The 12548-nt window shown below is 71.3% G+C and carries 12 protein-coding genes; 6 read left to right on the forward strand and 6 right to left on the reverse strand.

Annotated elements, in window-relative coordinates; translation table 11 throughout:
- Positions 1-85: 85 nt before the first annotated feature.
- From WAE60_RS08555 to WAE60_RS08570, 4 genes are all read right to left on the reverse strand, one after another.
- On the reverse strand, positions 86-670 hold the full coding sequence (locus tag WAE60_RS08555; RefSeq protein ID WP_337685749.1) for a DNA-3-methyladenine glycosylase I: 585 nt from the start codon (positions 668-670) through the stop codon (positions 86-88).
- A gap of 56 nt (positions 671-726) precedes the next feature.
- The gene (locus tag WAE60_RS08560; RefSeq protein ID WP_337685750.1) at positions 727-2229 is read right to left on the reverse strand and encodes a serine hydrolase domain-containing protein; all 1503 of its coding nucleotides are present in this window, start codon (positions 2227-2229) and stop codon (positions 727-729) included.
- Positions 2230-2324: 95 nt separating this feature from the next.
- Complete coding sequence (locus tag WAE60_RS08565) at positions 2325-3107, reverse strand: folate-binding protein YgfZ (RefSeq protein ID WP_337685751.1); 783 nt, start codon at positions 3105-3107, stop codon at positions 2325-2327.
- Between the two features lie 143 nt (positions 3108-3250).
- A complete protein-coding gene (locus WAE60_RS08570) occupies positions 3251-3742 on the reverse strand; it encodes an arsenate reductase ArsC (protein WP_337685752.1) in 492 nt (163 codons plus the stop codon).
- 155 nt (positions 3743-3897) lie between these two features.
- Here WAE60_RS08570 and WAE60_RS08575 point away from each other — a divergent pair, with 155 nt between their 5' ends.
- Positions 3898-5067, forward strand: coding sequence for a glycosyltransferase family 9 protein (locus WAE60_RS08575; protein WP_337685753.1), 1170 nt, complete (start codon positions 3898-3900; stop codon positions 5065-5067).
- Positions 5068-5079: 12 nt separating this feature from the next.
- On the opposite strand, the gene WAE60_RS08580 is transcribed toward WAE60_RS08575, so the two are convergent.
- Positions 5080-5469 (reverse strand): hypothetical protein, encoded by a 390-nt coding sequence (locus WAE60_RS08580; protein ID WP_337685754.1) that lies wholly within the window; start codon positions 5467-5469, stop codon positions 5080-5082.
- 101 nt (positions 5470-5570) lie between these two features.
- Positions 5571-6656, reverse strand: coding sequence for a prolyl aminopeptidase (gene pip, locus WAE60_RS08585; RefSeq protein ID WP_337685756.1), 1086 nt, complete (start codon positions 6654-6656; stop codon positions 5571-5573).
- 143 nt (positions 6657-6799) lie between these two features.
- On the opposite strand from pip, the gene WAE60_RS08590 reads away from it, so the two are divergent.
- From WAE60_RS08590 to WAE60_RS08610, 5 genes are all read left to right on the forward strand, one after another.
- The gene (locus WAE60_RS08590) at positions 6800-8134 is read left to right on the forward strand and encodes a dihydroorotase (RefSeq protein WP_337685757.1); all 1335 of its coding nucleotides are present in this window, start codon (positions 6800-6802) and stop codon (positions 8132-8134) included.
- A 237-nt stretch (positions 8135-8371) separates the two neighbouring features.
- On the forward strand, positions 8372-8728 hold the full coding sequence (locus tag WAE60_RS08595; protein ID WP_337685758.1) for a YciI family protein: 357 nt from the start codon (positions 8372-8374) through the stop codon (positions 8726-8728).
- Between the two features lie 114 nt (positions 8729-8842).
- A complete protein-coding gene (locus WAE60_RS08600; RefSeq protein ID WP_337685759.1) occupies positions 8843-9196 on the forward strand; it encodes a YciI family protein in 354 nt (117 codons plus the stop codon).
- Positions 9197-9202: 6 nt separating this feature from the next.
- Positions 9203-10447, forward strand: a complete 1245-nt coding sequence (locus tag WAE60_RS08605) for a sigma-70 family RNA polymerase sigma factor (protein WP_337685760.1) — start codon at positions 9203-9205, stop codon at positions 10445-10447.
- 285 nt (positions 10448-10732) lie between these two features.
- Positions 10733-12538: a feruloyl-CoA synthase gene (locus WAE60_RS08610; RefSeq protein WP_337685761.1), complete on the forward strand. Its 1806-nt coding sequence runs from the start codon at positions 10733-10735 to the stop codon at positions 12536-12538.
- The last annotated feature ends 10 nt before the right edge of the window (positions 12539-12548 follow it).

Below are 12548 nucleotides of genomic sequence, written 5' to 3' on the forward strand. Positions count from 1 at the left end.
GGGTGGGGTTTGATGCGCCAGCAGGCCCCACCCACCAGCTTCGCTGGTCCCCCCTCCCCATAAAGGGGAGGGAAAAGCGATGTCCCTACCGCGCCAGCTTGCGGCATTCCTCGTGGCGGAAGCAGCCGACGAGGTGGTCGTTGACCAGGCCCGTGGCCTGCATGAAGGCGTAGACGATCACCGGGCCGCAGTACTTGAAGCCCTTGGCCTTCAGCATCTTGGCCATGTCGACGGCCAGGGGCGTCTGGGCGGGCACGTCGCCGCCCTTCCAGTGGTTCTGGACCGGCTTGCCGCCCGTCATGCCCCACAGCAGCTCGGAGAAGTCCTCGCCGCGCTCGCGCATGTCGCAATAGATTCGGGCCCCGGCGATCGTCGCGTCGATCTTGCCGTTCGAGCGGATGATGCCGGCGTCGGCCATCAGCCGGGCGCGGTCGGCGTCGCCGAAGCGGGCCACCGTGTCGGGATCGAAATTGGCGAAGGCGGCGCGGAAGGCCTCGCGCTTGCGCAGGATGGTGATCCACGACAGCCCGGCCTGGAACCCGTCCAGCACCAGCTTCTCCCACAGGGCGCGGGAGTCGTACTCCGGCACGCCCCATTCGGTGTCGTGATAGGCCTCGTAGAACGGGTCGCCGTTCATGCCGCGCCAGGTGCAGCGATGGATCTCGGTCATGGGGCGGAGCTTGGCCCGATCATATGGAACTTTTCAAGAACAAATCCGCGTGCCTCTCACTGGCGGGCGTAGTAGGCGATCGAGCCGGTCTCGGGCATGGCCACCGTCACGCCCCGCACCTTACCGAAGGCGTCGCGGCGGAAGTCGAAGGTGAAGACGTAGAGGCCCGACTGGGCGAACTGGGCGGGGCCCAGGGTCAGCAGCGGCGCGGGCTTGTCCTGGCCGGGCAGGGTCATCTCCACGCCGTCGCCGGCCACGGTGAACTTCAAGGCGTCGTATTCGAAGCTGTCGGCCAGGGCGCGGCGGACGTCCATCGGCACGGCGGGGTCGAGGCGGTAGTCGCCGGCGAGGTCGGTCGCGGGCGGCAGGCGGGGCTTGATCGTGCGCAGCGGCGGGTGGGCGTCCTGGCGGACGGCGTCGGAGAAGGCGTTGCGCACCTCGGCGATCAGGGCCAGGCCGTTGGCGCCGTTGGTCAGGATCACGAAGCCGTCGCCGGTCTCGGGATAGCCCTCCAGGAAAGCCAGGTAGCTTTCGTTGGCGCCCAGGTGGAAGAAGTAGCGGCCGGGTCCGGCCCCGCCCAGGCGCGGTCCCAGGCCGAACGGGCCGGGCGAGACCTCGGTCAGCATGGCGGTCGCCAGGGGCTGGGGCAGGAAGTCCGACCGGCCCTGGTAGCTTTCGATCAGGCCGCCGACCAGCCGGCCCAGGTCGTTGGCGCTGGTCCACAGGCCCGAGGCCCCGGCCTCGGCGAAGCTCTCCCAGCCGCGCGGCGCGGCCCGGACGACGCCGTCGCCGCCATGCGCCTTGGCGATGTTGCCCTGCGCGGCCGACTGGGGGCTTTCGAACGTGCTGCGGGTCATGCCCAGGGGGCCGAACACTTGCGTCCGCGCCAGGGTCGCCAGCGGCCGGCCCGTGGCGTCCTCGATCACCGCCTGCTCCACGGTGACGCCGCCGCCCGAATAGTCGCTGACCCGGCCGGGCGCGGTCTTGAACCGCACGGCCTCGTTCTTGGCCGGCTTCCGGCCGTCCAGCACCTGGACCAGGCTCGGCAGCGGCTCGGCGGGCTGGTAGTCGGCGAAGCCGTGCACGCCCAGGCCTGAGGTGTGGGACATCAGCATGCGCAGGCTGACCGCCGGGTCCGGGACCGTGTTCGAGGCGGGCAGTTTCCAGCGTTTCAGGTAGTCGTCGACATCGCGGTCCAGGTCCAGCCGGCCGGCCGCCGCCAGGCGCAGGGTGGTCGTGGCGGTGGCCACCTTGCTGATCGATCCCACCGAGAACAGGGTGTCGGCGTCGATCTTGTCGGCGGTGCCGGCCTCGCGCAGGCCGTAGCCCGAGGCGGCCACCACCTTGCCGTCGCGGATCACCGCGATGGCCACGCCGGGCACCTTGTGGAAGCCCATGCGCTCGGCCAGCGACCAGCCCGGCGGCGCCTGGCCGGCCGCCAGCACGCTGGGGCGCAGGCCGTGGTCGAGGGGAGAGAGCGGAGCGGTCGGCGCGGCCTGGGCCCCGGCCGCCAGGAGAAGGGCGCAGCCGCCCAGGATCACGCCGACCAGCCGCTTCATCCGCCGCTCCCAACTCTACGTTGTCGGGAGAGTGGCCGGACCTCGGCGTTCGCTCAATGCGGATGAATCTTAAAAATCGTCCATGGTCGCGGGGATCAGGCCGCGGGCAGCCAGTCCGGCCGGTCCACGGTCACCGCGCGGCCGTCCGCCGTCAGGTCCGCGCCCTCGATGCGGTCCAGGCGCAGCAGGGCGATGGCGCGGCCGTCGCGGCCCGACAGCACCTCGCCGGCCCGGAGCTCTCCGGCCAGCACCTCGGTCCCGAAGGCGGGGGCGGGACCGCCGAAGACGATGGGCAGCATGCGGTTCTTGATCGTGCCGCGCCGCTTCATGCGGCTGGTGGTCTCCTGGCCGACGAAGCAGCCCTTCTTGAAGTCGATGCCGTTCAGCAGGTCGAAGTCGGCCTCGATGGGGTAGGTCTTGTCGGTCCCCCAGTCGGCGGGGCCGGGAACGCCCAGGGCCAGGCGGTGGGCCTCGTAGTCGTCCTCCGTGGCGGTGGTCGCCTGGTCCTCGGCGTAGAGACGCGAGCCCAGGGCGGGCAGGCGCGGGTCCGGGAAACCGCCCGCCGCGGGCCAGGCCGCGAACACGCCAAGCGGGCTGGCCGCCAGCTCCACCTTGGCCCGCAGCTTGTACATCGTCAGGCGCGTCAGGATGGCGTCGCGGTGCTCGGCCGCCACGTCCAGCAGCAGGCCGTCCTCCACGCCCGCCACGAACAGGTCGTAGAGCAGACGGCCCTGCGGGGTCAGCAGGCCGGAGAAGCGCAGTTCGCTGGACGCCAAGGTCTCGACCTCCTGGCTCAGCAGGCCGTTGAGGAAGCTGCGGGCGTCGGGGCCCGAGACGGCGATGACGGCCCGCGAGGGCAAGGCGGCGATCTGGTTCACCCCGCCGATATAGGCCCCGGCTCTGGTCCCCGCCAGCGTTCGAGCCTTTGGGCGCGATTGGAGCTTTGAATTTCGGTTGTCATCCCGGACAGCCTCTGGAGGCTTCCGGGATGACAACGGTTGGGGGCGACGGAACGCGGCCGCTACGCCTTGCCGATGGCGTCCACCTGGTGGGTCAGGCTGATGCGGTCCAGCGACTGGAAGGGCAGCTGCATGAAGGTCTCGATCCGCCGCTCCAGCCCGCCCAGCATGCGGGCGTAGACCAGGGCGATCTCGACCGGATCCTCCTCGGCCCGCAGCGGGTCCTCGCAGGCCCAGTGGGCGGTGACCGGTTGGCCGGGCCATTCGGGCATCGGCTCGCCGCGCGCGGTGTCGCTGAGGGTGAAGACGAAATCCATCGGCTCGGCCTTGGCGAAGGCCTTGTACGACTGGGGTTTCAGGTCCGAGGCGTCGTAGCCGGCCCGGGCCAGGGCGCGCAGGGCCACGGGGTCGGCCTTGTCGCCGGGCGCCACGCCGGCGCTGAAGGCGACGAAGCGTCCGGCGCCCTTCTGGTTCATGATCGCCTCGGCGATGATGCTGCGGGCGGTGTCGCGCCGCGACAGGAAGAGAACGCGATACGGAGAGATGCTGGTCATCGAGGTCCGCTCCGGTGTCCGGTGCGGGGCATCCTGGCGCCGTTTCGTGACGATCCGGCGTCGGCCCTGACCTCTCCCGGGCGCCGCCAAAGAACGGAAAGCTGAGCCGTTATCGAGGGATGCGCCGACTCGCGACCCGCCTTATACAAGGACGGATGACACAGCGGGCCTTCCCGATTCTCTTCATCACCGCCACGCGGATCGGCGACGCCGTGCTGTCGTCCGGCCTGATCCGCTTCCTGGCCGACCAGATTCCCAACGCCCGCTTCACCATCGTCTCGGGGCCCTTGGCCGCGCCGCTGTTCGCCCATGTGCCTGGCCTGGACCGGGTGATCGTCATGGAGAAGGGCAAGGGCAAGGGGCACTGGTTCAAGCTGTGGAACCAGGTGCGCCACAAGAAGTGGGGCCTGGTCGTCGACCTGCGCGGCAGCGGCACGGCCCTGTTCCTGCGCCGCGAGAAGCGGGCGATCTGGAAGAAGTCGCCCGACATCCTGCACAAGGTGATCGACGCCGCCCGCGTGCTGAAGCTGGAGGGCGACCCGCCCGCCCCGCACCTCTACATCACCCCCGAGGTCCAGGCCCTGGCCGACCAGCTGCTGGCCACGCGCCGGGGCGAGCCGGAAGGGCCGATCCTGGCCGTGGGCCCGGCTTCGAACTGGGTGGGCAAGATCTGGCCGATCGAGCGCTTCGCCCAGACGGCCCAGCAGCTCTTGGGTCCCGGCGGTCCGCTGGAAGGCGGGCGGCTGATGATCCTGGGCGGTCCGGGCGACGAGCGGATGGTCGAGGAGCTGCGCATGGCCTCGGCCCGCGGCCGCTATATCGACCTGACCGGCAAGGTGGACCTCCTGACCGCCTATGCGGCCCTGAAGCGGGCGGACCTGTTCATCGGCAACGACAGCGGCCTGATGCACATCGCCGCCGCCGCGGGCATCCCGACCATCGGCCTGTTCGGCCCCTCGGACGAGCGCCGCTACGGCCCATGGGGACCGTGGACCAAGGCCGTGCGCGGCCCGCGCAGCTTCGAGCAGTTCCTGGCCGTCGATCCGGACCTGTCCCAGGCCATCCGCCACATGAGCGACCTGCCGGTCACCACGGTGGTCAAGGCGGCCAAGGCGCTGCTGGCCGAGGTGAAGGCGGCGAAGGAGGCGGCGCCCGTCGAGGTCGTCGAGGAAGATGCGCCGGAAGCGACCGTCGAGGACGCCGGCCTGGAGCCGGAGCTGCAGCCGGTGCTGGAGGATGCGGCGGAGCCCGAGGTCGACACGCCGGTTCTCGAGGACGCGGCTCCTAGCTCCGCTCATGTCGACGAAGGTCGCGACCCCGGCTGACCCGGGATCGGTTCAGTCGAAACAGATTTCCGGGCCGGACGTCTTCCCGCCCTCGACCCGGGCGTAGCAGCCCGGATAGTACGCCGTCGGCTGGCAATGTCCGATGACCGCCGTGCCCACCGGCGTCGCCGGGCCTTGAACCGAGTCGAACAGGCAGCCGCCTTGGCAATCGCTCTTGCCGCTGCAGACCTTTCCCGCGTCGGCGTAGTCATGCTGGCAGATCGGGTATCCGAAGGCCGCCCGACTTTCGTAGCCGCCGCCCGCCCGACACGACGCGGCCTCGGCCTTGGGGAGGGCGGCGGGCACGTGGCCCCCGCAGCTGGTCGACAGCAGACCGGCGGCCAGGGCGAGCATCGGGAGCAGGATGCGCTTCATCTCCCGAGGATGGGCGAGCTTGGCCATGGAGGCAACGCCGACCTCCTTGCTTCGCCGGTCGCGATTGGCGCCCTCACGCCCGTCATCCTCGGAACACCTCCGCGGATGACGGGCATTTGGGGCGGCTCTCAGATTTTCCCCAGCCCGTCCATGATCGCCGTCAGGGCGATCACCGTCTGGCCCTCCATGGCGCTGTGGCCGGCGTTGGTCAGCACGTAGGTCTCCGGCTTGACCCCCACGCCGGCCAGCGCCTCCACCAGCCGCGAGGCCTGGGTCAGGGGACACACCTGGTCGAAGCGGCCGTGGACGATGTGGATCGGCAGGCCGGCGATCTTGTCGACGTTCCGCGCGATGTAGTCGGGCTCCAGGAACAGGTCCTGGGCGAAGAATTGGGCCTCGATCTGGGCGAAGCACAGGGCGAAGTCGGCCTCGCCGAACTTCCCCGGGTCGCCCTGCTCGGGGATCATGTTCGAGATCGCGCCCTCCCAGACCGACCAGGCCAGGGCCGCGCGCAGCTGGGCCTGCTTGTCGGCCTCGGCCGTGGGCCGGCCGTCGAAGATCGCCTTGTAGGCCCCCATCATGTCGCCGCGCTTCTCCGGCGGGATGACCTCGACGAAGGCCTTCCATTCGTCGGGATAGGTCACGTAGGCGCCGGGTTCGCTGAGGGCGTAGGGCGTCTTGTCGAACACCGCGGCGTTGCCCTGGTACATGTAGAGCAGGTCCTCGCGCGTCCCCAGGAAGATGCCGCGCAGGATCAGCGAGGCCACGTGCTCGGGATGGCGGATGGCGTAGACCAGGGCCAGGGTGCTGCCCCAGCTGCCGCCGAACACGTGCATCCGGCCGGTGATCCCCAGGGCGTCGCGCAGGCGGTTGATGTCGGCCACCAGGTGGTCGGTGTCGTTCTTCTGCAGCGCCACCGCCGGGCCGTGCGAGGCCACGGTGGGCGCGCTCTTCCCGCAGCCGCGCTGGTCGAACAGGATCACGCGATAGCGCTTGGGATCGAAGAACCGCGACATCACCGGCGCGCAGGCCCCGCCGGGACCGCCGTGCAGGAACATCACCGGCTCGCCGTGGGGCGCGCCGTACTCCTCCCAGTAGAGGGTGTGGTCGGGGCCGCTGTCGACCTGCAGCATGCCGGTCCGGTTCGGCGCGCCTTGCGGATACTTCCACTCGTCCGTGACCTTGCTGGCGGTCTGGAGTCGGGAAAAGTCCATGGGAGCCTCGTCGCGTTGAAAAGATTGACGGGACGTGCGCTCGTCGCGCGCGGGGGTCAATGTCGATATTTGGTCTTGCGGCGGCTGGGGCAGGCTCCTAGACCGCCTCAAACCCCTCCCCAGCACTCGGCAGGAGCCGCTCCATGACCCAGACCTTCGACCTGATCGTGCGCGGCGGCGAGGTGGTCAATCACGCGGGGCGGGGCTTCACCGACATCGGCGTGCGCAACGGCAAGATCGTCGCCATCGGCGACCTCGGCCAGGCTTCGGCCGGCGAGGTGTTCGACGCCACGGGCCTGACCGTCCTGCCGGGGGTGATCGACAGCCAGGTCCACTTCCGCGAGCCGGGCCTGGAGTGGAAGGAAGACCTGGAGAGCGGCTCGCGCGGCGCGGCCCTGGGCGGCGTGGTCGCCGTCTTCGAAATGCCCAACACCGAGCCCACCACCACCGACCCCGACGCCCTGGCCGACAAGCTGGCCCGCGCCAAGGGCCGCATGCACACCGACCACGCCTTCTATGTCGGCGGCACCCACGAGAACGCGACGTTCCTGGGCGAGCTGGAGCGCCTGCCGGGCTGCTGCGGCATCAAGGTGTTCATGGGCGCCTCGACCGGCACCCTGCTGGTGCAGGACGACGCCGGGGTCGAGAACGTGCTGCGCCACGTCAACCGCCGCGCCGCCTTCCACTCCGAGGACGAGTACCGCCTGGCCGAGCGCCGCGCCCTGGCCCGTCCGGGCGACTGGACCAGCCACCCCGAGGTCCGCGACGCCCAGGCCGCCATGCAGTCGACCGAGCGCCTGGTCCGCATCGCCAAGTCGCTGGGCAAGCGCATCCACGTGCTGCACGTCACCACGCACCAGGAGATCGACTTCCTGGCCAAGCACAAGGACGTCGCCAGCGTCGAGGTCACGCCCCAGCACCTGACCCTGGTGGCCCCCGAGGCCTATGAGCGCCTGAAGGGCTTCGCCCAGATGAACCCGCCGATCCGCTCGGCCGAGCACGTGGCCGGGGTCTGGCGCGGCATCGAGACCGGTATCGCCGACGTCCTGGGCAGCGACCACGCCCCCCACACCCGCGAGGAGAAGGCCCGGCCCTATCCGGCCTCGCCCTCGGGCATGCCCGGCGTCCAGACCCTGGTGCCGATCATGCTGACCCATGTCGCGAACGGCCGCCTGACCCTGGAGCGCTTCGTCGACCTGACCAGCCACGGCGTGAACCGCATCTTCGGCCTGGCCGACAAGGGCCGCATCGCCGAGGGCTTCGACGCCGACTTCACCATCGTCGACATGAAGGCCAAGCGGACCATCACCCACGACTGGATGGCCACCCGCTCGGGCTGGACCCCGTTCGACGGCTTCGAGGCCAAGGCCTGGCCGGTGGCGACCATCGTGCGCGGGACCGTGGTCATGCGCGACGACGAGATCGTGGCGGAAGGGACGGGCGCGCCGGTGCGGTTCCTGGAGACGCTGGCGAGCTAGGCTCACACCCATTTGTCCCCACCTGACCGCTTCGCGGTCTGTCCGCCCCCGCAGGGGGCGGAGCCTTCGCGCTCGGCGCGGCTCTTCCCCCGATGGGGGAAGACGGTCGCGAAGCGACCCGTAGGGGGCAAGTGTTCGCCGCATTGCCCTCGACTTTTTTCCTCGCCCCCTGTCGAATCCGCCCCGCCTCGCGCGTCTATCGCCGAGGGCGCGGGTCGCGCGCCGATGGAGGGTCCGATGAAGTACCTGCTGCTGATCTATTCCTCGGAAGCCGACTGGGCGCGGCCGGAGGGCCAGGCCGCCCTGCCGGACATCGTCGCGCGGCACGAGACGCTGCAGGGCGAGCTGCGGGCCAGCGGCATGGATTGGTCGGCGGCGCGCCTGGCCAACACCCCGGCCGCCCGCACGATCACCACCAACGCCGACGGCCAGATCGTCCACGACGGGCCGTTCGCCGAGACCAAGGAGCAGCTGGCCGGCTTCTACCTGATCGACGCGCCCGACATGGCCGCCGCCGAGGCCTGGGCGCGCAAGATCCCGCACATCCCCGGCGGCAAGGTCGAGGTCCGCGCGATCGCCCATAGTCCGGACTGAACCGGCCCTCGAAAATAATTCGAAAGGGCGAATGTCGAGTCCGATGAGGGGCCTGCGTCTCTGGTGCATGATCGGCGGCGCGTGGCCGGCCCGGTCGTCAAGGAGAACAGACCCATGCAATACGCTCTGGTGATCTACGAGGACGAGGCCCTGTACGGCGAGGAGAACACCCCGGCCTGGCGCGAGATCTTCGCCCAGCACGAGGCCTTCGCCGGCGAACTGGCGCAGAAGGGGGTGCTGCGCGGCGGGGCGGGCCTGAAGCCCACGGCCACCGCCACCACCGTGCGCCGCGCGGCCGGCCAGTGCTCGCTGCACGACGGGCCCTACGCCGAGAGCAAGGAGCAGCTAGGCGGCTTCTACGTGATCGAGGCTCCCGACCTGGACGCCGCCCTGGCCTGGGCCCGCAAGCTGCCGATGCAGGGCGACGGCTCGGTCGAGGTGCGGCCGATCATCGACGGGACCACCTGATCCGTCATGGCCAGGAGCCTCCTCGACCAGGCGGCGCGGGCGCACGGCGGGCGGGTGATCGCCGCCCTGGCCGCCAAGTTCCGCGACCTGGACCTGGCCGAGGAGGCCTTCGCCGAGGCCTGCCTGAACGCGGCCCAGGCCTGGCCGAAGGACGGCGAGCCGCGCGACCCCGCCGCCTGGCTCTACAGCGTCGCCCAGCGGCGGGCGCTGGACATGCTGCGGCGGCGCGGCGTGCGGACCCGGCTGGTTCCGGATCCGCCGCCCCAGCCCCCCAGCGCGGAGGACGTCATGGTCGACGATGCGCGCCTCATCCCCGACGAGCGGCTGCGGCTGATCTTCGTCTGCTGTCACCCGGCCGTGGCCCCCGACGCCCGCGCGGCCCTGACCCTGCGCCTGGTCTGCGGCCTGTCCACCCAGGAGATCGCCCGGGCCTTCCTGGTGCCCGAGCCGACCCTGGCCCAGCGCCTGGTGCGGGCCAAGCGCAAGATCGCCCAGGCCGGCATCGCCTTCGAGGTGCCCGGCCCGGAGGCCTGGCCCGAACGGATCGGGGCGGTGCTGTCGACCCTGGAGATCGCCTACGCCAAGGCCCACGAGGACGCGGCCGGGGCCGGGCAGCACGCCGGCTACGCCCAGGAGATGCTGGACCTGACCGCGGTGCTGGCCGATCTGCTGCCCGACGAGCCCGAGTGCCTGGCCTTCGCCGCCCTGGTCCGCTACGCCGAGGCCCGCCGTCCGGCCCGGCTGGACGACACGGGGGCGATGACGCCGCTGTCCGAACAGGACCCGGCCCTGTGGAGGCGGCCGCTGATCGTCGACGCCGAAAAGCTGCTGCGCCGCGCCGCCGGCCGACGGCGGCCCGGTCCGCGCCAGCTGCAGGCGGCCATCCACGCGGCCTGGTGCGCGCGCGCCGACCTGGACGAGCCGCCGCCCTGGCCGACGGTGCTGGCGCTCTACGACGCCCTGCTGCGCTGGCGCGACGACGCGGTGGTGCGGCTGAACCGCGCCGTGGCGGTGGCCGAGGTCTCGGGCCCGGCCCTGGCCCTGGCCGAGGTCGACTGGCTGGACTCCACCGCCTTCCGCGACTTCGGCCCCTTCCACGCGGTGCGCGCCGACCTGCTGGCGCGGCTGGGGCGGAGCGGCGAGGCGCTGGAGGCCTACGACCGCGCCCTGGCCCTGGGCCCGGCCCCGGCCGAGCGGCTGTGGCTGGAGCGGAGAAGGGGAGAGGCGGTGGTTAGAACCCCTCTCTCATAGAGAGAGGGAGGGGCCCGCCGCGAAGCGGTGGGAGGGTGAGAGGTTACAATCTCTCAGAACCAAGCTCGGACGAAGACAGCACTGTGTCGGCGGTCGCATCGAGGGTGGAAGTCTGGACCGAAGGCTGAATGGCTCCGGATTTGCCGGCCGGCGGTGAAACCTCTCACCCTCCCACCGCCTGCGGCGGCGGGCCCCTCCCTCTCTCTATGAGAGAGGGATTCCGCAAGCTCATCGGTTCAAACGGTGGGATTGCCACCCGCTCCACCGTGGTTAACACTTCGACTCATGGATGGGACGTCAGAGACCCACGCACCGTTCCGCGACGCCCGCTACGCGCCCCCGGCGCTGGAGGTCGAGCGACGCGGCGACGTCCTGATCCTCAAGAACCCCACCCCCTATTCCCGCACCGTCCAGACCGTGACCGCGCCCCTGGCCCGCTGGGCTTCGCAGGCGCCGCACCGCGTCTGGCTGGCCGAGCGGCCAGAGCCGGGCGCGAACGGCTGGCGGACGGTGACCTACGCCGAGGCCGCCGACCAGGCCGCCCGGCTGGCGGGCGGTTTGTCACGGTTGGGCCTCTCGCGCGGCAAGCCGCTGCTGATCCTGGCCCGCAACGGCGTCGACCACGCCCTGATCGGCTACGCCGCCATGAGCCTGGGCGCGCCGATCGCTCCGGTCTCGCCGCAGTACGGGCTGAAGGGCGCGGACCTGACCCGCCTGGCCTTCGCGGTCGAGCGCCTGAAGCCGGCGGCGGTCTATGTCGACGACGCCGAGGCCTTCGCCGACGCCCTGGCTGCGCCCTTCCTGGAGGGGCTGCCGGTGGTGGCCAGCCGCAACGCGCGCGAGGGCGACACGACGTTCGACGCCCTGGCCGCCGGCGATCCTGTCTCGCCCGTCTGCCGGCCGGAAGACACCGCCAAGCTGCTGCTGACCTCCGGCTCGACGGGCCTGCCCAAGGCGGTGATCTGCACCCACGCCAACATCGCCCTGAACGCCGCCCAGATCGCCGCCTGCTACGAGGACCCCGACCCGCCGGTGCTGGTCAATTCCGCGCCCTGGAGCCACAGCCTGGGCGCCAACGCCATCCTGCACATGGTGCTGCACCGGGGCGGGACCCTGTACATCGACGCCGGCCAGCCGGTGACCGGCCGCTTCGACGAGACGGTCCGCAACCTGCGCGAGGTGGCGACGACCTATCACAACATGGTCCCGGCCGGCTGGGGCCTGCTGGTCGGCGAGCTGGAGCGCGACCACGCCCTGGCGACGAAGTTCTTCGAGAAGGTGCGGGTGCTGCAGTACGGCGGGGCGTCGATGGCCCAGTCGATCCTCGACCGGGTCCAGGCCGTGGCCCTGCGCACGATCGGCTGCCGGGTGACCTTCGCCGCCGGCTACGGCGCCACCGAGACCGGCCCGACGGCCTGCAACATCCACTGGCTGAACGCCCGCTCGGGCATGGTGGGCCTGCCCACGCCCGGCACGTCGGTGAAGCTGGTCCCGGTGGCCGACGGCCCGCCCGACAAGTTCGAGATCCGCGTGAAGGGCCCGCAGGTCTCGCCCGGCTACCTCGGCATGGCCGAGGCTTCGGCGGCGGCGTTCGACGAGGACGGCTTCTACCGCCTGGGCGACGCGGCCAAGCTGGCCGACCGGCTGAACCCGTCGGCGGGCCTGGTGTTCGACGGGCGGCTGGTCGAGAACTTCAAGCTGGCCAACGGCACCTTCGTGGTGGCCGGAGCCCTGCGGGTGGCGGCGGTGTCGGCGATCGCCGGGGCGGTGTCGGACGCGGTGGTCTGCGGCGAGGGGCGGGCCGGCGTGGGGCTGATGCTGTTCCTCGACCCCAAGGCGGCCTTGCGGATCGGCGATCCGGCGGCGGTGAAGGCGGCGATCCGCAACGGCCTGGAGCGCCTGAACGGCCTGGCCAAGGGCGGCGGCAAGGTGACCCGCGCCTTGATCCTGGACGGCGCGCCCGACGCGGCGTCCGGCGAGCTGACCGACAAGGGCTACATCAACCAGGCCCTGGCGCGCGAACGGCGCCCGGCGGAGATGGAGCGGCTGTTCGCCGAGGAGCCGGACGACGGGGTGATGGTGTTCGGCTGAGGCCATGGAC

The organism is Caulobacter sp. CCG-8 (assembly GCF_037402475.1).
Taxonomy (GTDB): Bacteria; Pseudomonadota; Alphaproteobacteria; order Caulobacterales; family Caulobacteraceae; genus Caulobacter.